The organism is Streptomyces sp. NBC_01261, from assembly GCF_036226385.1.
Lineage (GTDB): Bacteria > Actinomycetota > Actinomycetes > Streptomycetales > Streptomycetaceae > Streptomyces.
Genome location: NZ_CP108463.1, coordinates 1,220,079 through 1,241,566, shown reverse-complemented (window position 1 = coordinate 1,241,566; position 21,488 = coordinate 1,220,079). Strand labels below are relative to the sequence as shown.

At 70.9% G+C, this 21,488-nt stretch carries 20 protein-coding genes and 3 pseudogenes; 17 read left to right on the top strand and 6 right to left on the bottom strand.

Features of this window, described 5'->3' with window-relative positions:
• Positions 1-93 precede the first annotated feature (93 nt).
• The 3 genes and pseudogenes from OG226_RS05465 to OG226_RS05455 form a co-directional block, all read left to right on the top strand.
• Positions 94-504 (top strand): annotated as a pseudogene (locus OG226_RS05465) (LLM class flavin-dependent oxidoreductase); the annotation flags it as partial.
• A gap of 89 nt (positions 505-593) precedes the next feature.
• Positions 594-785, top strand: a pseudogene (locus OG226_RS05460) (LLM class flavin-dependent oxidoreductase); the annotation flags it as partial.
• Between the two features lie 101 nt (positions 786-886).
• On the top strand, positions 887-1,177 hold the full coding sequence (locus OG226_RS05455; RefSeq protein ID WP_329353749.1) for a hypothetical protein: 291 nt from the start codon (positions 887-889) through the stop codon (positions 1,175-1,177).
• A 5-nt stretch (positions 1,178-1,182) separates the two neighbouring features.
• Here OG226_RS05455 and OG226_RS05450 read toward each other — a convergent pair.
• Positions 1,183-1,815, bottom strand: a pseudogene (locus OG226_RS05450) (amidohydrolase family protein); the annotation flags it as partial.
• A gap of 170 nt (positions 1,816-1,985) precedes the next feature.
• Between OG226_RS05450 and OG226_RS05445 the strand changes: the two are divergent.
• The 5 genes from OG226_RS05445 to OG226_RS05425 all read left to right on the top strand — a co-directional run bounded on the left by OG226_RS05445 (position 1,986) and on the right by OG226_RS05425 (position 7,243).
• Positions 1,986-2,423, top strand: coding sequence for a Fur family transcriptional regulator (locus OG226_RS05445; protein ID WP_328675553.1), 438 nt, complete (start codon positions 1,986-1,988; stop codon positions 2,421-2,423).
• Between the two features lie 34 nt (positions 2,424-2,457).
• Complete coding sequence (katG, locus tag OG226_RS05440) at positions 2,458-4,668, top strand: catalase/peroxidase HPI (protein ID WP_329348130.1); 2,211 nt, start codon at positions 2,458-2,460, stop codon at positions 4,666-4,668.
• 149 nt (positions 4,669-4,817) lie between these two features.
• On the top strand, positions 4,818-6,431 hold the full coding sequence (locus OG226_RS05435) for a serine/threonine-protein kinase (protein WP_329348129.1): 1,614 nt from the start codon (positions 4,818-4,820) through the stop codon (positions 6,429-6,431).
• A 9-nt stretch (positions 6,432-6,440) separates the two neighbouring features.
• The gene (locus OG226_RS05430) at positions 6,441-6,893 is read left to right on the top strand and encodes a flavodoxin family protein (protein WP_328675550.1); all 453 of its coding nucleotides are present in this window, start codon (positions 6,441-6,443) and stop codon (positions 6,891-6,893) included.
• Positions 6,894-7,006: 113 nt separating this feature from the next.
• Positions 7,007-7,243: a chaplin gene (locus OG226_RS05425; protein ID WP_329348128.1), complete on the top strand. Its 237-nt coding sequence runs from the start codon at positions 7,007-7,009 to the stop codon at positions 7,241-7,243.
• 78 nt (positions 7,244-7,321) lie between these two features.
• Here OG226_RS05425 and OG226_RS05420 read toward each other — a convergent pair whose 3' ends face one another.
• Positions 7,322-7,996 carry a hypothetical protein gene (locus tag OG226_RS05420; protein ID WP_329348127.1) on the bottom strand — a complete coding sequence of 225 codons (675 nt, stop codon included), beginning with the start codon at positions 7,994-7,996 and terminating at the stop codon, positions 7,322-7,324.
• Positions 7,997-8,261: 265 nt separating this feature from the next.
• Here OG226_RS05420 and OG226_RS05415 point away from each other — a divergent pair, with 265 nt between their 5' ends.
• The 8 genes from OG226_RS05415 to OG226_RS05380 all read left to right on the top strand — a co-directional run bounded on the left by OG226_RS05415 (position 8,262) and on the right by OG226_RS05380 (position 16,101).
• Positions 8,262-9,182: an SGNH/GDSL hydrolase family protein gene (locus OG226_RS05415; protein WP_328675547.1), complete on the top strand. Its 921-nt coding sequence runs from the start codon at positions 8,262-8,264 to the stop codon at positions 9,180-9,182.
• 117 nt (positions 9,183-9,299) lie between these two features.
• Positions 9,300-10,940 (top strand): phosphoglucomutase (alpha-D-glucose-1,6-bisphosphate-dependent), encoded by a 1,641-nt coding sequence (gene pgm / locus OG226_RS05410; protein WP_329348126.1) that lies wholly within the window; start codon positions 9,300-9,302, stop codon positions 10,938-10,940.
• A 103-nt stretch (positions 10,941-11,043) separates the two neighbouring features.
• Positions 11,044-12,930, top strand: coding sequence for a Na+/H+ antiporter NhaA (gene nhaA, locus OG226_RS05405; protein ID WP_329348125.1), 1,887 nt, complete (start codon positions 11,044-11,046; stop codon positions 12,928-12,930).
• Between the two features lie 136 nt (positions 12,931-13,066).
• On the top strand, positions 13,067-13,231 hold the full coding sequence (gene rpmG, locus OG226_RS05400; RefSeq protein ID WP_200690819.1) for a 50S ribosomal protein L33: 165 nt from the start codon (positions 13,067-13,069) through the stop codon (positions 13,229-13,231).
• A 125-nt stretch (positions 13,232-13,356) separates the two neighbouring features.
• A complete protein-coding gene (locus OG226_RS05395) occupies positions 13,357-13,605 on the top strand; it encodes a type B 50S ribosomal protein L31 (RefSeq protein WP_329348124.1) in 249 nt (82 codons plus the stop codon).
• Entirely contained in the window at positions 13,602-13,724 is a 123-nt protein-coding gene (gene ykgO / locus OG226_RS05390; RefSeq protein ID WP_329348123.1) for a type B 50S ribosomal protein L36, read from the top strand. Before OG226_RS05395 ends, ykgO begins: the two co-directional genes overlap by 4 nt.
• A gap of 165 nt (positions 13,725-13,889) precedes the next feature.
• Positions 13,890-14,720 carry a PP2C family protein-serine/threonine phosphatase gene (locus tag OG226_RS05385; protein WP_328675543.1) on the top strand — a complete coding sequence of 277 codons (831 nt, stop codon included), beginning with the start codon at positions 13,890-13,892 and terminating at the stop codon, positions 14,718-14,720.
• 415 nt (positions 14,721-15,135) lie between these two features.
• Entirely contained in the window at positions 15,136-16,101 is a 966-nt protein-coding gene (locus OG226_RS05380) for an MASE1 domain-containing protein (RefSeq protein ID WP_443066984.1), read from the top strand.
• 13 nt (positions 16,102-16,114) lie between these two features.
• Here OG226_RS05380 and OG226_RS05375 read toward each other — a convergent pair whose 3' ends face one another.
• The gene (locus OG226_RS05375) at positions 16,115-17,251 is read right to left on the bottom strand and encodes a PP2C family protein-serine/threonine phosphatase (RefSeq protein ID WP_329348121.1); all 1,137 of its coding nucleotides are present in this window, start codon (positions 17,249-17,251) and stop codon (positions 16,115-16,117) included.
• Positions 17,252-17,437: 186 nt separating this feature from the next.
• Between OG226_RS05375 and OG226_RS05370 the strand changes: the two genes are divergently transcribed.
• Positions 17,438-18,166 (top strand): hypothetical protein, encoded by a 729-nt coding sequence (locus OG226_RS05370; RefSeq protein ID WP_328675539.1) that lies wholly within the window; start codon positions 17,438-17,440, stop codon positions 18,164-18,166.
• On the opposite strand, the gene OG226_RS05365 is transcribed toward OG226_RS05370, so the two are convergent.
• From OG226_RS05365 to argG, 3 genes are all read right to left on the bottom strand, one after another.
• Entirely contained in the window at positions 18,132-18,665 is a 534-nt protein-coding gene (locus OG226_RS05365; RefSeq protein ID WP_328675538.1) for a TerD family protein, read from the bottom strand. The two genes, OG226_RS05370 and OG226_RS05365, sit on opposite strands and share 35 nt — an antisense overlap.
• Positions 18,666-18,774: 109 nt before the next feature.
• Positions 18,775-19,836 (bottom strand): M20 family metallopeptidase, encoded by a 1,062-nt coding sequence (locus tag OG226_RS05360; RefSeq protein ID WP_443044913.1) that lies wholly within the window; start codon positions 19,834-19,836, stop codon positions 18,775-18,777.
• Positions 19,837-19,992: 156 nt separating this feature from the next.
• Positions 19,993-21,438 carry an argininosuccinate synthase gene (gene argG / locus OG226_RS05355; protein WP_033280510.1) on the bottom strand — a complete coding sequence of 482 codons (1,446 nt, stop codon included), beginning with the start codon at positions 21,436-21,438 and terminating at the stop codon, positions 19,993-19,995.
• Positions 21,439-21,488 lie beyond the last annotated feature (50 nt).

Sequence of the window (21,488 nt, the reverse complement as noted above, 5' to 3'; positions counted from 1 at the left end):
CCCGCGCGAGAATCTTGAGTCCAACTGTTCCCCCTCATCGGATTCAGCGGTGTCGTCACTGAATCCGGCGGCGGATCGCTCAGCGGACCGCAGATGTTTGGCGCCCCCTCACCCGTCCTTGGGGTCGTCGCCATGAGCGTTCTTCGCGGTACGGACACGGACGAGGGCCCGCTGCGGATCGGCGTGCGTGTGCCGCCCTGCGACCGGGCGGACCGGGTGGCCCGGACGGTACGGCGGGCCGAGGAGCTCGGCTTCGACCAAGTGCGGTTCCCCGACTCGCAGTTGCTGTGGCGGGACGTGTTCACCACGCTCACCGCGGCCGCTTTCGCCACCGAGTGGATCGGCCTCGGGACCGCTGTCACCAACCTCGCCACCCGGCATCCCTCCGTCGTGGCGTCGGCCGCGCGCGGTGTCGCCGAACGCGCGCCCGGGCGGTTCACCCTCGGCCTCGGAGTGGGCAACAGCTCCGTCGCGCCCGTCGGTCTGCGGCAGACCGGTTCGGCGGAGCTGAGCATGCTGCGGGCGCTGCTGGACGGGCGCGAGGGGGACTTCGAGGGCAAGGTCCGGTCCCGGCTGCGCGACCCCAGCCGTCCGTGCCGCTGCATCTGGCGGCCAGCGGGCCGCGCAATCTGCGGCTCGCGGGCGAGATCGCCGACGGTGTCATCCTGTTCAGCGGTGTCTCGCCGCGCACCCCGGCCGCCGCCACCGCCCGGGTGCGGGAGGGCGCCGAGGCGGCCGGCCGGAGCGCGGAGGCGTTCCCGGTGACCGTGTCCGCGTTCTGCGCGGTGACCGACGACATCGAGGCCGAGGCCCGCCGGATCAAACCGATCCGCGCCTCGATCGCCCAGAACGGCGGCGCGTCCTTCCTCGCCCTGCCGGCGTCGACGTGGACGTCCCGGCCGCGGTGGAGGGCGTCTACCCGGACCTCGTGCACGCCGAGGACCGGGACGCGGCCGTCAGGATCTGCTCGGCCTGGATCAGCGACGAGGCGGCCATCCGCTTCGCCGAGGAGTTCTACCTCATCGGCACGGCCGCACAGATCACCCAACGCCTGCGCACCCTGCGCGAGTTGGGCGTGACCGACGTCTTCCTCCAGCACGTCGGCTCCTACGACCTGCCCACCGACCTGATCGAAACCGTCGGCGCCTCGGTCCTGCCGGATCTCCGCCGGGGATGAGACCGTCAGCGGGTTCCCGCCGCGGGCAGCAGATCCTTGCGTACGACGCCGTCCTGGACGACACACACGATGTCGCCGGGATCGCCGAGCACACCGATGTCCGCGAGCGGGTCGCCGTCGCACAGGATCAGGTCGGCGGTCCTGCCCACGGTCAGGGTGCCGAGCCGGTCGGACAGGCCCAGGAGCTCGGCGGAGACCCGGGTACCGGCGACCATCGCGGTCATCGGGTCCATGCAGAGGTCCACGAGGTGGCTCAGCTCCAGCAGGTTCTGACCGTGCGGGCAGACCGCCGCGTCGGTGCCGAGCGCGATGCGGGCGCCCTGGTCGATGGCGCGGGCGATGTTCCCCTTGGTGATACCCGACCAGCGGACCTTCTTCTGGTAGTGGTGCTCCGGCATCAGGTCCTAGTCGATGCCCGCGAACACCGTGGACAGCGTCGGCACGACGAACGTGCCCCGCTCACCCGCCAGGTCCAGCGCCCGCTCGTCCAGACCGTAGCCGTGCTCGATGCTGGTGACGCCGCCGCGGATGGCGTTGATGATGCCCGCGGTGCCCTGGGCGTGAGCGGCGACCGGCCAGCCGACGTGGCGCCGGCACTCGTCCACCACGGCCCGGATCTCCTCCTCCGTGACACCGTCCGTGAGCTTCCGCTCACCGAGACCGGGAAGGTTCGCAAGGGCGTACTGCGCGAACGCGGGGTCACCGCCACCACGTGGGACCGGTCCGCACCGTCCACCCCGGGACGACATCTAACTTGAACTGTTTGTTTTCTTGAATCACTCGTGTTTATGGCTGTAGGTTGAGCGGCATGACCGCATCCCAGCCACCGACCACCGCCGAGGAGCTGCGCGGTGTCGGCCTGCGGGTGACGGCAGCCCGCGTCGCGCTGCTTGAGACCGTCCGGCACGGCGACCACCTCGATGTCGAGGCGGTCGCGTCCGGGGTCCGTGACCGCGTAGGACACATATCTCTCCAGGCCGTCTACGACGCGCTCCACGCGCTGACCTCGGCCGGACTCATACGCCGTATCGAACCGGCAGGCAGTCCCGCCCGCTTCGAAGGACGCGTCGGCGACAACCACCACCACCTCATGTGCAGGTCGTGCGGTGTCGTCGCCGATGTCGACTGCGCGGTCGGCGAGGCGCCCTGCCTGACCGCCGCCGACGACCAAGGCTTCTCGATCGACGAGGCCGAGGTCATCTACTGGGGTCTGTGCCCCGCCTGTACCGCAGCCCCAAGTTCCTGAGCCACGTGTCCCACCCCGTTTTGGAAGGATTCCCATGTCTGAGAACCACGACGCAATCGTCACGGACGCGAAGTCGGAGGATGCCGGGGGCTGCCCCGTCGCGCACGGGCGCGCCCCGCACCCGACCCAGGGCGGTGGCAACCGTGAGTGGTGGCCGGAGCGGCTCAACCTGAAGATCCTTGCCAAGGACCCGGTCGTCGCGAACCCGCTCGGCGCGGACTTCGACTACGCCGAGGCGTTCGGTGCCCTCGACCTCGCGGCCGTCAAACAGGACATCGCCGAGGTACTGACCACCTCGCAGGACTGGTGGCCGGCGGACTTCGGCAACTACGGCCCGCTGATGATCCGGATGGCCTGGCACAGCGCCGGCACCTACCGCATCAGCGACGGCCGCGGCGGTGGCGGCCGTGGCCAGCAGCGCTTCGCGCCGCTGAACAGCTGGCCGGACAACGGCAACCTCGACAAGGCCCGCCGCCTGCTGTGGCCCGTCAAGAAGAAGTACGGCCAGTCCATCTCCTGGGCCGACCTCCTGATCCTCACCGGCAACGTGGCGCTGGAGACGATGGGCTTCGAGACCTTCGGTTTCGCCGGCGGCCGTGCCGACGTCTGGGAGGCCGACGAGGACGTGTACTGGGGTCCCGAGACCACCTGGCTCGACGACCAGCGCTACACCGGCGACCGCGAGCTGGAGAACCCGCTCGGCGCCGTCCAGATGGGCCTCATCTACGTCAACCCCGAGGGCCCGAACGGCAACCCGGACCCGCTGGCCTCGGCCCGCGACATCCGTGAGACCTTCCGCCGCATGGCGATGAACGACGAGGAGACCGTCGCCCTCATCGCCGGTGGCCACACCTTCGGCAAGACCCACGGCGCGGGCCCGGCCGAGTCGGTCGGCGACGACCCCGAGGCCGCCCCGCTGGAGGCGCAGGGCCTGGGCTGGGCCAACACCTACGGCAGTGGCAAGGGCGGCGACGCGATCACCTCCGGCCTTGAGGTGACCTGGACCACCAAGCCCACCCAGTGGAGCAACGACTTCTTCGACATCCTCTTCGGCTACGAGTGGGAGCTCACCCAGAGCCCCGCCGGCGCCAACCAGTGGGTGGCCAAGGACGCCGAGGCGATCATCCCGGACGCCCACAGCGACGCCAAGAAGCTCCCGACGATGCTCACCACCGACCTCGCACTGCGCTTCGACCCGATCTACGGTGAGATCTCGAAGCGCTTCCACGAGAACCCGGCTGTGTTCGCGGACGCCTTCTCCCGCGCGTGGTTCAAGCTGACCCACCGTGACCTGGGCCCGAAGTCCCTGTACCTCGGCCCGGAGGTCCCGTCCGAGACCCTGCTGTGGCAGGACCCGCTGCCGCAGGCCGAGGGCGAGACCATCGACGCCGCCGACGTCACGGCCCTCAAGGCGAAGATCCTCGCCTCGGACCTGACCGTCTCGCAGCTGGTGTCCACCGCGTGGGCGTCCGCCTCCACCTTCCGGGGCAGCGACAAGCGCGGCGGTGCCAACGGCGCCCGTATCCGCCTGGAGCCGCAGCGCGGCTGGGAGGCCAACGACCCCGACCAGCTGGCTCAGGTGCTGCGGGTCCTCGAAGGTGTCCAGCAGGAGTTCAACTCCGGCGCCAAGAAGGTCTCCCTGGCCGACCTGATCGTCCTCGGCGGTGCCGCCGCGGTCGAGAAGGCCGCCAAGGACGGCGGCGTCGACGTGGAGGTCCCCTTCACGCCGGGCCGTGTCGACGCGACCGAGGAGCACACGGACGTCGAGTCGTTTGCCGCGCTGGAGCCGAACGTCGACGGCTTCCGCAACTACCTCGGCAAGGGCAACCGCCTGGCCGCCGAGTACCTGCTGCTGGACAGGGCCAACCTGCTCACGCTGAGCGCCCCCGAGCTGACCGTCCTCGTCGGCGGCCTGCGCGTCCTGGGCGCCAACCAGGGCCAGTCCACGCACGGTGTCCTCACCGACAGGGTCGGCACGCTGACCAACGACTTCTTCGTGAACCTGCTCGACCTGGGCACCACGTGGTCGTCGACCTCCGCGGACCAGCAGACCTTCGAGGCCCGCGACGCCTCCGGCGCGGTCAAGTGGACCGGCACCCGTGCCGACCTGGTCTTCGGCTCGAACTCCGAGCTGCGCGCGCTCGCCGAGGTCTACGCGAGCGACGACGCGAAGGCGAAGTTCGTGAAGGACTTCATCGACGCGTGGGTCAAGGTCTCCAACCTGGACCGGTTCGACCTCGTCTGAGTCTGAGTCCTTGACTGAGACTGAGACCGAGTAGTTCCACGGCACCGCAGCACTGACGTCCGGGTCGGCCCTTACGGGTCGGCCCGGACGTTTCTCACCTTCTGAACTCGCGGCACAGGCGTGCACGTTCGTCACATAAGCTCCTCCGCATGAACGAGGGGGAGCCCGACAGACGGGTCGTGGACGGCCGCTTCGAGCTGGAGTCCCGGCTCGGCGGCGGTGGCATGGGCACGGTGTGGCGCGCCCAGGATCTGCTGCTGCACCGCTATGTCGCGGTCAAGGAGGTCCGGCCGCCGGACATCGACCTCGCCGAGTACGACCCCGCCGCGGCGGAGATGCTGCGCCAGCGGGTCCTGCGCGAGGCACGTGCCCTGGCCAGGGTCGAGCACCCGAACGTGGTGACGATCCATCACATCGTCGACGAGGGCGTGGGCACCTACCCCTGGCTCGTCATGGAACTCGTCCAAGGCGGCTCGCTCGCCGACCTGTTGGCCCGCGGACCCATGGCCCCCGCCGAGGCCGCCCAGCTCGGCCGCGGAGTGCTCGACGCCCTGAACGCGGCACACGCGGCGGGCGTCCAGCACCGCGACGTGAAACCCGCCAACGTCCTGCTGCGCACCGACGGCCGCCCCGTCCTCACCGACTTCGGCATCGCCGCGATCCGCGACGCCACCGCCCTCACCGCCACCGGCTCGATCATCGGCACCCCCGACTACATGGCCCCGGAACGGGTCACCGGCCAGAGCGGCGGACCCGCCGCCGACCTGTGGTCGCTCGCGATGATGCTCTACGTCGCCGTCGAGGGCCACCACCCGCTCCAGCGCGGTACGACCCTGGCCACACTGGCCGCCGTACTCCAGGAGGACGTGCCGCCACCGGTACGGGCCGGATCGCTGACGCCGGCGCTGTCCTGCGTCCTGGTCCGCGACCCCGAGGCACGGCCGGACGCCGGGACGTTCGGCCGGATGCTGGACGCCGCCGCGGCACAGCCCGAGGACCGCCGTCCCGAGACCACCTCGTACCGGCTCGCACCGCCGATGCCTCCGTCACTGCCGCCCACCGACGGCATGCCGGTGACGGCGACAGGCAGCCGGCGGCGCCCGGCGGCGAAGCGGTCCCGAGGCGTCGCGGTCGCCTCCAGCGTCGTAGGCGTACTGCTCATCGGCACGCTCGCGTGGAAGGTGCTGCCGGGCGGGAACGACAAGAACGACACGAGTACGTCGTCTCCGGGGGCCACCGGTCAGACACAGCGGCAGACCGCCACGCCCAGCGTCTCGGCGAGTCAGAGCAGCGCCGCCGTGAAGACCCAGGACATGCTGACGCCCGCCGGTATCCGCACCGCGATCAAGGCCTTCGAGGAGAAGTCGGGCAGTGACCGTTTCACCGACTTCTCCGTCTATCCGGGGTATGTCATCGCGGATGTGGTGGTGAAGGGCAGTCGGACGAAGGTCCAGAACTACACCTACCGTTCCGGCACCGGGTTCGACCCGGACGGCAACAAGGGGCTTGTGGGAGAAGGCGATCAGCCGGTGGAGCTGGACGACTTCAACTGGGACGCCGTTCCCGCGTTGTTGAAGACCGCGAAGAAGGAACTGAAGGTCGAGAAGCCGACGAGCCAGTACCTGCTGCTGCGGGTGCCGAACACCTACGACGGCACGTTGAAGGGCATGGCGATCTATCTGAGCGACGACTACGGCTCAGGCGGCTTCATGGAGGCCAACACCAAGGGCACCGTGACCAGGGTGGTGCCGTCCGACGGGTAGGTTCGGCGGGTGCCCACCTTGCTGATCGTCCATCACACCCCCTCGCCCAACTGCCAGGCGATGTTCGAGGCCGTCGTCTCCGGGGCGACGACCCCGGAGATCGAGGACGTGCGGGTCGTACGGCGTGCGGCCCTGTCCGCGACGGTGTCGGACGTGCTGGCCGCCGACGGTTTTCTGCTGGGCACGCCCGCGAACCTCGGCTACATGTCCGGCGCGCTCAAGCATTTCTTCGACCAGGTCTACTACCCGTGCCTGGACGAGACCCGGGGCCGGCCCTTCGGCTACTACGTGCACGGCGGGAACGACGTGACGGGCGCGGTGCGCGGCATCGAGTCGATCACGACCGGGCTGGGCTGGCGGCGCGCCGCCGATCCGGTGACGCTGACCGGCGAACCGGACAGGGCTGGTGTCGAGGCGTGCTGGGAGCTGGGGGCTACGGTCGCCGCCGGCCTGGAGGCCTGAGCGGGCGGCCTGGGCAAGGGGTCGCCACCCGTTCGGCGGCCGAAGAGTGTCGTGACCCCCCGACGCGCCCTCAGCGTGGAGGGACATGCCCCTCCGAGTGACAGGAGTTCTTCATGAGGAAGCGTCTGACGGCCACGGTGGGTCTGGCGGGTGCGGCGTTGCTGCTGTGCGCAGGTACGGCGAGCGCGGACCCGGAACCTGTCGGTACCGCCAGCGACAGCCCGGGCGTGCTCTCCGGAAACGTCGTTCAGGTGCCGATCGACCTGGACCTGAACCTGTGCGGCAACTCGATCGACGTCATCGGTCTGCTGAACCCCGCGTTGGGCAACCACTGCGAGACCGCGGACTGACGAGCCGTACCGCGAACGAGCCGTGGGCCCCGTGGCCGCGGCTCGTTCCGCGTGTCGGGGTGCGTGTCAGGCGACACGTCAGGGGACCTCGGGCAGCCGGTGCAGGGGAGTGCCGTGGGCCCAGCGCCGCAGGCGTGAGCCGTCGATGAGCTGGACGCCGCCCTGCCGTCGTGCCCACTGCACGTCACGGCGGCTGAAGGTGCCCCGGTGCACGACGAGACGGAGGTGCGGTCCGGAGCCGACCGCGCGTGCCGATCGCGTCGGTGTCTCCTCGCCGGGCAGCGGCTCGGCGACCGGCCGGAAGGCCACCTCCAGACGGCGGCCGAGCCGGTCCCGCGCCCGCACACGCTGCTGGCCCTGCTCGTCGGGCCGGGCCAGCGCCCGCCAGCCGTCCCGGCGCAGCATCCGGGACACGGCCAGGGCGAGCCCCTCCACATCCAGGTCGGCGATCTCCTCCGGCGTGTAGTAGCCCAGTCGGCGACGGGCCAGCGGCCGGTTGTGCCGGACCACGGCCGCCGTGATCACGGCGAGCAGCGCCAGCCCGCCGACGAGCGCGGCGGTGCCGAGGGTGCGGTACGCCACGGCGAGCCCGGCCACGGTCCCGCACACGACGACGGCGACCACGACGAGGGCCGGCAGCACCTCGCGCAGTCCGGGGCCGTAGCGTCCCTGGGCGCGCAGCGCACGGATCGCCTCGCGCCTTCGCGAGCGCCACGACTGACGTCTCTCGTGCCTCCGCAGCCTCTGCGGCAACAGAGCCAACTCCCCCCACCCCCAAGCGCGTTGACGCCTGGGGTAGGGATACCCGCCGGACGTGGTCCACGTGCGCGGGGACGGGAACCGGCCACCAAACCGGCCGAACTGCTTCGGCGGGAGCCGTGACCTTTCGGGCAGCGAACTCGTCCCGCCAGACCTCTGGCCCCGAGTACCTACCGACCGGTATACAAGGCCAGTTGAACGAGAGACGACCGCAGCGGGCCCGTCCCGTCGCACCGTCTCGTACCTGGGGAGGAACCTCATGAAGCGTGAGACGCATCCGGTCATGACGGCGCACCATCGCGGCAGGGCCGTGGCGGTCGCCGCGGCGGTCAGCGGCTGCGCCCTCGTCGTCGCGTCCGCGGCACCGGCGGCCGCGCACAACTCGGGCCATGGGCACGGCCGTTCAACCCAGTACGTGGCGCTCGGAGACTCCTACACCTCGGGCCCGTACATACCGACCCAGGTGGACGCCAACTGCGCGCGCTCCGACCACAATTACCCCTCCGTGGTGACGGCGGACCAAAGAGGGACCGTCCTCAAGGACGTGAGCTGCAGCGGCGCGACGACCGCGGAGATGTGGAAGGCGCAGGGCACCAACCCGCCCCAACTGGACGCCGTACAGCGGAACACGGACCTGGTGACCGTGCAGATCGGCGGCAACGACATCGGGTTCAGCACCATCATCGGCACCTGCGCCAAACTCAGCGCCACGGACCTGACCGGCAATCCGTGCCAGCGCTACTACACCTCCTCCGGCGTCGACCAGTTGGCGCTGGCCGTCCTCAACACCGCGCCGAAGGTCACCAAGGTCCTCCGTGCGGTGCACAAGCAGGCACCCCACGCGCGCGTGCTCGTCGTCGGCTACCCGGACCTGCTGCCCGACGACGGCAGCGGCTGCTACCCGTCGGCGCCGTTCGCCGCCAAGGACTTCCCCTATCTGCGGGACACCGGCAAGCGCCTCAACCTGATGCTCCGCGTGGTGGCCGCGCTCAACGGCGCGGAGTACGTGGACACTTACGGCCCGACCGTCGGCCACGACATGTGCAAGGCGCCCGCCGACCGCTGGATAGAGCCGCTGCAACCCGCGTCCCCGGCGGCTCCGGCGCACCCCAACGCGAAGGGCGAGGCGGCCATGGCGCGCGCGGTGCTCAAGCAGCTGGACCGGCGCCACCGGTACTGACGGACAGCGGCGGCCGGAGTTTTCCACAGGCGGAGGGGGTGTACTCGCTAAACGCGCCCCTGACGAGGAAAGATGGGGCCGTACGCGAAGTCTGTCGATACGGAGGAGCGGGCCACCATGCCACACGAGCGAGCGGGCGAACAGGCCCGCGCAGAGGATCTCGTAGACGTAGCCCGTCTGGTCACCGCGTACTACGCGCTGCACCCGGACCCCGCCGAGCCGGGGCAGCGCGTCGCGTTCGGCACCTCCGGGCACCGGGGCTCGTCTCTGGCGACCGCGTTCAACGAGGACCACATCGCGGCCACCAGCCAGGCCATCTGCGAGTACCGCGCCGACCAGGGCACCGACGGGCCCCTCTTCATCGGGGCAGACACGCACGCGCTGTCCGAGCCCGCGAAGGTCACCGCGCTGGAGGTGTTCGCCGCCAACGAGGTCACGGTCCTCATCGACACCGCGGACGGCTACACCCCCACCCCGGCGGTGTCCCACGCGATCCTCGCCCACAACCGCGGCCGCACCTCGGGCCTCGCGGACGGCGTGGTGGTCACCCCGTCCCACAACCCGCCCGGCGACGGCGGCTTCAAGTACAACCCGCCGAACGGCGGCCCGGCCGGCTCCGAGGCCACCTCCTGGATCCAGGACCGCGCCAACGAGATCATCGCGAGCGGCATGAAGGACGTGCGCCGCATCCCGTACACCCGTGCGCTCGCCGCCCCCGGCACGGGCCGCTACGACTTCCTCGGCACGTACGTCGCCGACCTGCCGAGCGTCCTCGACCTGGACGCGATCCGTACGGCGGGTGTGCGGATCGGCGCCGACCCGCTGGGCGGGGCGTCCGTCGCCTACTGGGGCCGGATCGCCGAGGTGCACCGGCTCGACCTGACCGTGGTCAATCCGCTCACGGACCCGACCTGGCGGTTCATGACGCTGGACTGGGACGGCAAGATCCGCATGGACTGCTCGTCGCCGTACGCGATGGCCTCGCTGATCGCCCAGCGCGACCGGTTCGACATCGCCACCGGCAACGACGCCGACTCCGACCGGCACGGCATCGTCACCCCGGACGCGGGCCTGATGAACCCCAACCACTACCTGGCCGCCGCCATCGCCTACCTCTACGCCCACCGCGAGCAGTGGCCCGCCGACGCGGGCGTGGGCAAGACGCTGGTGTCCTCGTCGATGATCGACCGGGTCGCCGCCGATCTCGGACGGCGGCTCGTCGAGGTGCCCGTCGGCTTCAAGTGGTTCGTGGACGGCCTGGTCGACGGCTCGCTCGGCTTCGGCGGCGAGGAGTCGGCCGGTGCCTCCTTCCTGCGCCGGGACGGCTCCGTGTGGACCACCGACAAGGACGGCATCATCCTGGCGCTGCTCGCCAGCGAGATCACGGCGGTCACCGGAAAGACGCCGTCCCAGCACTACGCGGCGCTCACGGACCGGTTCGGCTCGCCCGCCTACGCCCGGATCGACGCCCCGGCGTCCCGCGAGGATAAGGCGCTGCTCGCCAAGCTCTCGCCCGCGCAGGTCACCGCCGACACCCTGGCCGGTGAGCCCGTCACCGGCGTCCTCACCGAGGCACCGGGCAACGGCGCGGCCCTCGGCGGCATCAAGGTGACGACCGCCAACGCCTGGTTCGCGGCGCGGCCCTCCGGCACCGAGGATGTCTACAAGATCTACGCCGAGTCCTTCCTCGGCCCCGACCACCTCGGCCAGGTGCAGGAGGAGGCGAAGGCCGTGGTCGGGGCGGCGCTGGGCGGCTGACCGGACCGTCGGCCGTGTGGCCGGCTGCCACAGGAATGAACGGTGTGGCAGCCGGTGTTGGGGCGACACGTGAGCCATGACGCACGACGGAAGTGAACCCCGTATGTCCTTCGAAACGACCGACTACACGGGGCAGACCACGTGCGGCGACGAAGCCCGCACCCCGCTGCGTGACTTCCTGCGGACCGAGACCGGCAGTGCCGCCGTCCTGGTGGCGGCGGCGCTCGTCGCGCTCGTCTGGGCCAACGTCACCCCGTCGGCGTACGAGTCGTTCTGGGAGACCCACCTCTCCGTCCGGCTCGGCTCGCACGGGATCTCCCTCGACCTGCGGGAGTGGGTCAACAGCGGGCTGATGACCCTGTTCTTCCTCGTCGTCGGGCTGGAGGCGCGCCGCGAGTTCGACATGGGCGAGCTGCGCGAACGCAGGCGGCTGGCGCTGCCGGTGGTCGCGGGCGCCAGTGGGATGCTCGTGCCGATCGCCATCTACCTGGCGATCAACAGCGGGCACGGGACGGCGGACGGCTGGGGTGCGGTGATGTCCACCGACACGGCGTTCGCGCTGGGCATGCTCGCCGTCGTGGGCCGCCACATGCCGCCCGGGCTGCGTGTCTTCCTCCTCACCATCACCGTCGTCGACGACTTCCTGGCGCTCGTGGTGATCGCCGTCTTCTACAGCGACCACATCGCCGTACCGGCACTCCTGGTCGCCGTGGGCATGTTCGCCGTCGTCGTGCTGCTCCGGCGGTTCCGGGTGCGTCGCGGGCCGCTGTACGCGCTGCTCGGGCTGGTCGCCTGGGTCGCCCTGCTCAAGTCGGGCGTGGACCCCGTCGTCATCGGCCTCGCCATGGGGTTGATCACGTACGCCTACCCGGCGGGGCGCGACGACCTGGAGCGCGCGACCGGCCTGTTCCGACTGTTCCGCGAGCAGCCCACCCCCGAGCTGGAACGCGACGTGCGGGCCGGCATCGCGGCGTCGATCTCCCCGAACGACCGGCTCCAGCGCATCTACCACCCGTGGGCCAGCTACGCCGTGGTCCCGCTCTTCGCGCTGGCCAACGCCGGTCTGCATCTCAGCGGGGAGCAGCTGTCCAGAGCCTTCACCTCGCCCGTCGCGCTGGGCATCCTCATCGGATACGTCGTCGGCAAGCCCCTCGGCATCATCTCCTCGACCGCGCTGACCAGCGTCCTGTCCCGGGGCCGCATCCGGCCGCCGGTCGGCTGGGGCGCGGTCACCGCGGGCGGCACGCTGGCCGGCGTCGGCTTCACGGTCTCCCTGCTGATCGCCACCCTCGCCTTCGACGGGGCCACCCTGGAGGACGCGAAGACGGGCATCCTCAGCGCCGTCATCTGCTCGTTCCTGGTCGGCCGGCTGGTCACGGGTGTGATCGGACTGCTGCCGCCGCAGATCCGGCCCAGGGTCCTGTTCGGCCGGGCCGAGACCATCGTCGACCTGTCCGTCCCCGTCGACCCCGACCGCGACCACCTGCGCGGACCGCGACACGCGCCGGTGACCGTCGTGGAGTACGGCGACTACGAATGCCCCTTCTGCGGCCAGGCCGAGCCGGTCGTCCGTGAGCTGCTCGGCTCCTTCGGGGACGAGGTGCGGTATGTGTGGCGGCACCTTCCGCTCACCGACGTCCACGAGCACGCCCAGCTCGCCGCCGAGGCCGCGGAGGCCGCCGCGCTGCAGGGCGGCTACTGGGAGATGCACGACCTGCTCCTCAGCCACCAGGGCGCCCTGCGCTTCAAGGACCTGCGGGCCTACGCCGAACAGATCGGCCTGGACACCGCCCGCTTCGAGCGCGACATGCGGGCCCACGAGGGCTCGGGCCATGTCGCCGAGGACGTGGAGTCGGCCGACCTCAGCGGGGTCGCGGGAACGCCGACCTTCTTCGTGAACGGTCGTAGGCACCATGGCGCGTACGACATCGAGGGCCTCTCGCAGGCCGTACGGGCGGCTCGTGAGCGGGCGGCGGTGGTGGCGGCGTAGGCCGTCGTGCCCTGGTCGGAGACCGTCTCGTACTGGGGGACGGGGCCGGGAATGGACCGGGGGGTGCCTGTGTTGAGACGTACGTAGCTGACATGCTCGGGACAAGATCCCGGGATGTGGGCGGAAGGAGGTCCTCATGGCACGCACCACGAACCGTCCCGTCGTCACCCTGAAGTCGACGGCCGGGACCGGCGTCACCTACGTGACGCGCAAGAGCCGTCGCAACGACCCCGACCGGCTGGTCCTGCGCAAGTACGACCCGGTGGCGGGGGAGCACGTCGACTTCCGCGAGGAGCGTTGAGCCCAGCGCGGCGGGAGTCCCACGAACCAAGCTGAGCGGCAGTCCCGCGAGCCAAGCCGAGCGACTGTCCCACGAACACGGCAGAGCGGCCGTCCGGCAACGGACGGCCTGAGGAAGGAAGCACCATGAGGTCTGGCATCCACCCCGTGTCCCGTCCGGTCGTCTTCCGCGACCGCGCGGCGGACACCGAGTTCCTGACCACCTCGACCGCGCGGTCGGCGCGCACGATCGAGTGGGCGGACGGGAACACCTACCCGCTGATCGACGTCGAGATCTCGTCGGCCAGCCACCCGTTCTACACCGGCAACACGCGTGTCGTGGACACCGCGGGCCGGGTGGAGCGCTTCGAGCGCCGGTATGGGAGGCAGTCATGAAGGTTCGCAACTCGCTGCGGTCGTTGAAGGCCAAGCCCGGCGCGCAGGTGGTACACCGTCGTGGCGTGACGTTCGTGATCAACAAGAAGGACCCGCGCTTCAAGGCCCGCCAGGGCTGACCCCGCGCGTACGACCGATCGGCCCGGCCCCGCTTCCCGCGGTGGCCGGGCCGTTGTCGTACCTCTTCGTGTGCGTCCTGTTTTGCGTCCTGTTTTTGGGCTTTTCCGAGGGAAGAAAATCCGTTCTTTATGCTTATAGCGGTACCAACCCCCTTGGAGTGGTCAATGTCCCGCAAGCACCCCGTGGACGACGGTGACGAACTGCTGGCCAGACTCGGGACGCTGACCGCCCAGGCGCGCGAGCGGGCGGAGCTCCAGCGCTCCCTGGTCGAACTGGCCGTCGCCCTCCAGCGCGGCATGCTGCCCGGCGACATGCCCGTCACTCCCCGGTTCCACCTCGCGGTCAAGTACTCGCCCGCGAATCACGGCCTCAACGTGGGCGGCGACTGGTACGACGCCTTCACGATGCCCGACGGGCGCATCGGCCTGTCCATCGGCGACGTCCAGGGCCACAACATCGAGGCGGCCGCGTTCATGGGCCAGGTTCGGGTGGGTCTGCGCGCCCTCGCCTCCGTCACCAGCGAGCCCGGCGAACTCCTCTCCCTGACGAACGACCTGCTCCTGTCCCTCGGCACCGAACTCTTCGCGACCTGCACCTTCATGCGCCTGGACCCGATCACCGGGGTGCTGGAGAGCGCGCGGGCCGGACACATACCCTCCGTCTGGGCCACCGCCGACGGCCGCTCCGGCATCACCGACGACGAAGGCGGCCCGCCCCTCGGCATCGTCGCCGGACAGCGGTACCCCGTGACCGAGCACCGGCTCACCACCGGCGGCGTCTTCGTCCTGGTGACCGACGGCGTCGTGGAGGGCCCCTCGATGAGCGTCGACGAGGGCCTCGACCAGGTGATGCGCCTCGCCGGAGTCGCCGCCGTGGCGGGCATGGAGGCGGGCTCCCTCGCGGCAGCCGTGATCAAGGGCGCCGAGCGCGTGGGACACGAGGACGACGCGGCGGTCCTGGTCGTGGGCCACGACGCACCCGACACCGGGGCGTAGGGCCGGCCTGGCGGGTGCACGACCCGGCTGCCGCTGCGCCTGGACGGGCTTACGGTCGCCCGCGCCCCGCCACCGGCACAGGTCAGCTGCCGACTCCCGCGCCGCCCTGCCTGCCCCGCTCGCCTCGCCGACCCGACACCGGGGCGTAGGGCCGGTCCGGCGGGGGCACGACCCGGCTGCCGCTACGCCCGCTACGCCCGCTACGCCCGCTACGCCCGCTACGCCCGCTACGCCCGCTACGCCCGCTACGCCCGCTACGCCCGCTACGCCGCACCCGGGGCGCCTTGATGGAATTACGGCCGTCCGCTCCGGCGCCCGCTCACCGGCACAGGTCAGCCGTCGATGCCCTTCCGCGCCGCCCGGCCCCGCCCCGCTCGCCTCGCCGACACGGCCGCCTCAGTGTCTGATGGCAGCTGTGGTGGGTTTCGAGGATCTGCGGCGACCGGCCGGGTACGCCCTCCTGACGCTGGCCGTCGCCGGCGGCTACTTCGCGGCGGGGCGGCTCGGCCTGCTGCGGGAGCTCGTCGTCGAGGGTGCCGTGTTCACCCCCGTCTGGCCGCCCACCGGTGTCGCGGTCGCCTGCCTGCTGATCTTCGGGCCGCGGGTGCTGCCCGGCATCGCCCTCGGCGTGCTCCTCGTGATCATGTCGATCACCTCGCTCCAGCCGACCGTGCTCGTCGTCCTGGCGGGCAACACCGTGGCACCCGCCTGCGCCTACCTCATGCTGCGCCGGGTGAGCTTCCGCACCGACCTCGGCCGACTGCGGGACGGCCTCGCCCTGGTGTTCCTGGGCGCCCTCTCCGCCATGCTGATCAGCGCCACCTGCGGGGTCGGGCTGCTCGTCCTCACCGACAAGCTGGCCGCGCACTCCTTCTGGCCGGTCTGGCTGGGCTGGTGGGTGGGCGACGCGATGGGCGTGCTGATCGTGACCCCGCTCCTGCTCATGCTGCGTACCGTGCGCCTGCCCCTGGACCTGCACCGGTGGAAGGAGGCCCTGCTGCTCGCGGCGACCATCGGCGTGATCGTCCCCCTCGTCACCCACAACCGCGTCAGTCTGCTGTTCCTGGTCTATCCGCTGCTGATCTGGGCGGCACTGCGGTTCCGCTTCGCGGGCAGCATGCTGTGCGCCCTCTTCGCCTCCGTCATGGCCACCATCGCGGCGACCGAGGAGACGGGCCCGTTCGCCGGGCTGACCCATGTCGAGGTCATGATGAAACTGCAGGCCTTCAACGGCACGATGGCCCTCACCGCCCTGCTGCTGTCCTCGGTCATCACCGAGCAGCGCAACACCAGACTCTCGGTGGAGAAGGCCTGCCAGGAACTCGCCGAGGTCCTCGAACACCTCACCGCGGGCGACCCCCGCCAGGGTGGTCGGCCCTGACCGGCCCACTCCGTCAGGCGAGGCCCGCGTCGCCCCGCCTGCGCAGCACCAGCAGCGCGGTGTCGTCCCGGGGCATGCCCGCCGTGTGGCGGCGCAGATCGCCGTAGACGGTGGCCGGCACGTCCTTCGGGAGAACCTCGCCCCAGGTCGCCGCCCGCTCCTCCAGGGGATAGAACGCGCCGGACGGATCGCGTGCCTCGGTGACGCCGTCCGTGCAGAGCAGAAGCGTGCCGTCCGAAGGGAAGTCGAACCATTCGACGGTACGAGGCTCAGGGGCCAGCGAGTCGAGGCCCAGCGGCACGCAGGGTTCTTGCCGGAGCACCGGATCGGCCCGCTCCTTGTGCAGCAGCAGCGGTGCCACATGACCGCAGTTGATCGCCTGCACCTCCTGCTCACCGTCGACGCCCAGGACCAGCGCCGTCACGAACCGCTCCCGCTCACCGGTCTGCGCCGCGAAGGAGTTGTGCCGTAGCACCGCCTCCTCCAGGGCGTCGACCACGGCGGTGAGTGTGGGCTCGGCCACGGCCGCCTCGCGGAAGGCGCTCAGCACGGCGAACGCGGCGCTGATCGCCTGGAGGCCCTTGCCCTGGACGTCGGCGATGAAGACGCGACTGCCGTACGGCGAGGAGACGACCTCGTAGACGTCGCCGCCCACCCGGCTGTCCTCCTCCACGGGCCGGTAGAGGCCGTGGACCAGGAGCTGGTCGGTCATCAGGGGGAACGGGCGCAGGATCTGGCGCTGCAGGGCGGCCGCCGCCGACCGCAGCCGGGCGATCTCGCCCTCCCAGCGGATCCGCTGCGCCGCCCGCGCCACGCTGAGGCCGTTGAACACCAGGGTGAAGGCGACGACCGCCGCGTCGGCGCCCGCCGTGCCCAGCGGGGTGTCGACGAGGGAGCCGATGATGACGAGTGTCACCCACGCGGAGGCGACGGTGGTCTGCCGCACGGTTCCGCGCCCGGCGAGCAGCGCCGGCAGCACCACCAGGAAGGGGGCCGGCCGGGTGTCCCGGCCCAGCGCGATACCGGTCACCGCCACCACCAGCGTGACGAAGACGAGCCAGAGCACGACCACGGCCCAGCTGAGCGGAGGTGTGGAGCGCTGCCCTGCGTCTACCACGGTGGAGCCGGCCGGATCTCTTGAGGTGCGCACCGGCCCTCCGCTTCCTTCAGTCGTCGAACAACCGTCGGGAAAGCTTCCCACTCTTCAATATCAGCCCCACCCGTACCGTCCGCGAGCCGCGCCAACGGCTCCCGCCGACCCGGGACGCACAAGAAGCGCACAGGGGGCTAGATTCCGATCCGTATGTTTGGCCGATGATGGGGGAGTTGGGGATCGTTGTTCATCTGGCGCACACTGCGGGGTGAATGGCAGGGCATCGTCGTCGATCCGGTACGACAGCTGCTGCGGCGCGGACTGATGGGGGTGTCCCTGGCGTTCGTCGCCGCCTTCGGCGTCATCTTCTTCCACGCCCTCGCCCAGAACCCGACCGGTGCCGTGATCGTGCGGGACATCGGCGGAGTCCAGGGCGACCTGCCGCTGTGGCTCGCCCTGCTGCGTACCCCCATATCGCTGTACGTCCCCGCCCTCGACCTGCCCGTCTGGGCCGGCATCACCCAGCTGTTCCTCGCCTTCGCGCTGGCGGAGCTGGCCCTCGGCCGCGCCCGCACGCTGGTCGTCGCCTACGCGACGACGCTGGCCGGCACGCTCACGGTGCGCGTGATGCTCCTGATCGGGCCCGGCTGCGGCGGCATCGGGCTGCGGCCCGAGATCGGGCACGTCCTCGACACCGGGCCGTCCGCGGCGGTCGTAGGACTGTTCACGTATCTCGCCGTCGTCCGGCGCGCGCCCGTCGTGTTCTTCCTCACCGGCGGGTCGATGGTGTGGGAGTCGATCGTGAAACCCAACCTGGCCGGGCGTGAGCACCTGGTGGCGGTGGCCACCGCCGTCGTCCTCGGCGTGGTCCACGAGGTGCGCCACCGGCGGCCGACCGTCACGGCGCTGCTTCCGCAGTTCGAGGCGGAGCAGCAGGTCAGGGCCGAGACACGCTGCCCATCTCCGCGGTGAACCCCGCCGGTTCGCTGTCGAACCCGCGCACCATCGCGCGGAACTCCCAGGCTCCGGAGGCGTCCTTGGTGAACTCCGCGACCGTCGCGGCGGTGGACCCTGCCACCCCCGCGAAGTCGTCCGACAGCAGCTCCTTGTACCCCTCCACGACCAGGGTCCTGGCGTGCGACAGATCACCGAAGGTCCTTGGCCCGCCGTTCTGGTGGATCGCCACCCCCACGACCACCCGAGCGAAGGACGCGGCGAGCCGGTCGAGTTCGAGGACCATCACCTCCATGTAGCCGTACCCCTGGCCGCTCTCGCTGTGCCGGCTCATGTTGATCGTGCCGTCCGGCGAGCGGCTCTCGGAGTTGACGACATACACCGGGTGTCCGTGCGGGGCCTCGGCCGAGTAGGTCGCCGCGACGATGTCCAGATGGCGCGGCTGCTGCCCCCAGGGACTCGGATCCCAACGGAGCCGTACTTCGACCTTCCCCGCAACTGTGCTGACACTGCTCACTGAATGCCGCTCCCGTATCAGGCCATCACGGGATGATCCCCCGCATGGTCAAGTATGTCTCTCCGACGGCCTGTTGATGCCGCCGGAACGGACCCGACAAACCCGGGGGTCAGGCGCTCCGGATCGCGTCCACCAGCCCGGCGACGAGGTGCGCCCGCTCGGCCATCGACGCGACGAGCAGATACTCGTGGTCGGCGTGCGCCCCGCCCCCGACCGCGCCCAGCCCGTCGAGCGTCGGCACCCCCAGCGCGGCCGTGAAGTTCCCGTCGCTCCCGCCGCCGACCGCCCGTCCTTCGAGTCCGGGCAACAACTCCCGCGCCACCGCGAACAGTTCGGCCGCGGCCGACTCGGGCATCGGCGGCCGGCCGACGCTTCCTTCCACGGTGATCACCGCCTCGTCGAGATGCGGCGCGAGGGCGGCGAACGCGGCCTCGATCCGTTCCTTCTCGCCGGCCGACTCGACCCGCACGTCCACGACTAGGGTCGCCCGCGCGGGAACGACGTTGTCCAGTGTCCCGGCGGACGCGACGGTCGGCGTGACCGTCGTGCCGACCTCCGGCCGTGCCAACGCCGCGATGTCCAGCACCTGATGCGCCGCCTCGACCAGCGCGTTGACCCCGGCCGCCGGCTCCAGGCCCGCGTGCGAGGCCCGGCCCGCGACGGAGACCTCGAACGTGCCGCATCCCTTACGGCCGGTCTTCACACCCCCGCCGTCGGCGGCCCCCTCGACCACCAGCACGGCACCGCAGGCGAGGGCACGTTCCTCGATGAGCGCCCGGGAGGAGCGGGAACCGACCTCTTCGTCGGCGGTCACCAGAATCTCGACGCCCGAAAGGTCGTCCAGCGCCGCCAGTCCGTGGATCGCCTGCACCAGACCGCCCAGCATGTCGAAGACACCGGGCCCGGTCACCCGCCCGTCCTCGACCAGGAAGGGCCGACGCGCGAGGGTGCCGAGCGGGAACACGGTGTCGTGGTGACCGAGGACCAGCACGCGGGGCGTCCCACCACCGGACCAGTGGACATGCGGTCCGCCCTCGCTCTCCACCAGTTCGGCCCGCCCACCGAGCCGCCCTTCGATGACAGCGGCGACAGCCTTGGCCGACTCCCGCAAGGCATCCAGGTCACGGGAGGGGGACTCGACCTCGACGAGGGTCCGGAGGTCGTCGAGCATCGCGTCGACGCTCACGGCGATGGTGTTGTGCGTGGTCACGGAGGAAGGGTACGTGGGCCTCGGTGACCGGTCCGATCCCGCCCCGAACGACGAGGGGCCGGCCCGACGCCCAACGCGTCGAACCGGCCCAACGGCGATGCTGATCCCCGGAGTCGATCAGTCCGTGCCGGACTCCATCGCCGCGCGGTCCAGGAGCGCGTCGTCCTCGGAGACCTCGCCGCGGGAGGCGATGGCCTCGGCGCCGCCCTCGGGCATGCTGCCGATGAGGCCGGTCGCGGCGGCCTGGGCGGCGCCGATCGCGGTGTTGCCGGTGCCGATGAGGCCGAGGCCGGCGTACTGCTCCAGCTTGGCGCGGGAGTCGGCGATGTCGAGGTTGCGCATGGTGAGCTGGCCGATGCGGTCGACCGGGCCGAAGGCCGAGTCCTCGGTGCGCTCCATGGAGAGCTTGTCCGGGTGGTAGCTGAACGCCGGGCCCGAGGTGTCGAGCAGCGAGTAGTCCTCGCCGCGCCGCAGCCGCAGGGTGACCTCACCGGTGATCGCCGAGCCGACCCAGCGCTGCAGGGACTCCCGGACCATCAGGGCCTGCGGGTCCAGCCAGCGGCCCTCGTACATCAGACGGCCCAGGCGCCGGCCCTCGTTGTGGTACTGGGCGACCGTGTCCTCGTTGTGGATGGCGTTCACGAGCCGCTCGTAGGCCGCGTGCAGCAGGGCCATGCCGGGGGCCTCGTAGATGCCGCGGCTCTTCGCCTCGATGATCCGGTTCTCGATCTGGTCGGACATACCCAGGCCGTGCCGGCCGCCGATCGCGTTGGCCTCCATGACGAGGTCGACGGGGGAGGAGAACTCCTTGCCGTTGATCGTCACCGGGCGGCCCTGGTCGAAGCCGATCGTCACGTCCTCGGTGACGATCTCGACCGACGGGTCCCAGAAGCGCACGCCCATGATCGGCTCGACGGTCTCCACACCCGTGTCCAGGTGCTCCAGCGTCTTGGCCTCGTGGGTGGCGCCCCAGATGTTGGCGTCGGTGGAGTACGCCTTCTCCGTGCTGTCCCGGTACGGCAGCTCGTGCGCGAGCAGCCACTCCGACATCTCCTTGCGGCCGCCGAGCTCCGTCACGAAGTCCGCGTCCAGCCAGGGCTTGTAGATCCGCAGATGCGGGTTGGCCAGCAGGCCGTAGCGGTAGAACCGCTCGATGTCGTTGCCCTTGAAGGTCGAGCCGTCGCCCCAGATCTGGACGTCGTCCTCCAGCATCGCCCGCACCAGCAGCGTGCCGGTGACGGCGCGGCCCAGCGGGGTGGTGTTGAAGTAGGCGCGCCCGCCGGAGCGGATATGGAACGCCCCGCAGGTCAGCGCGGCCAGGCCCTCCTCGACCAGCGCCGCACGGCAGTCGACCAGCCGCGCGATCTCGGCGCCGTAGGCCTGCGCGCGGCCGGGCACCGAGGCGATGTCGGGCTCGTCGTACTGGCCGATGTCGGCGGTGTAGGTGCAGGGGACGGCACCCTTGTCGCGCATCCAGGCGACCGCGACGGAGGTGTCGAGTCCGCCCGAGAAGGCGATGCCGACGCGCTCGCCGGTGGGGAGGGAGGTGAGGACCTTAGACATGGGAAGATTATGCACCCTCGCGCATGGTCATGCAAAGTCCCCTTTCTGAT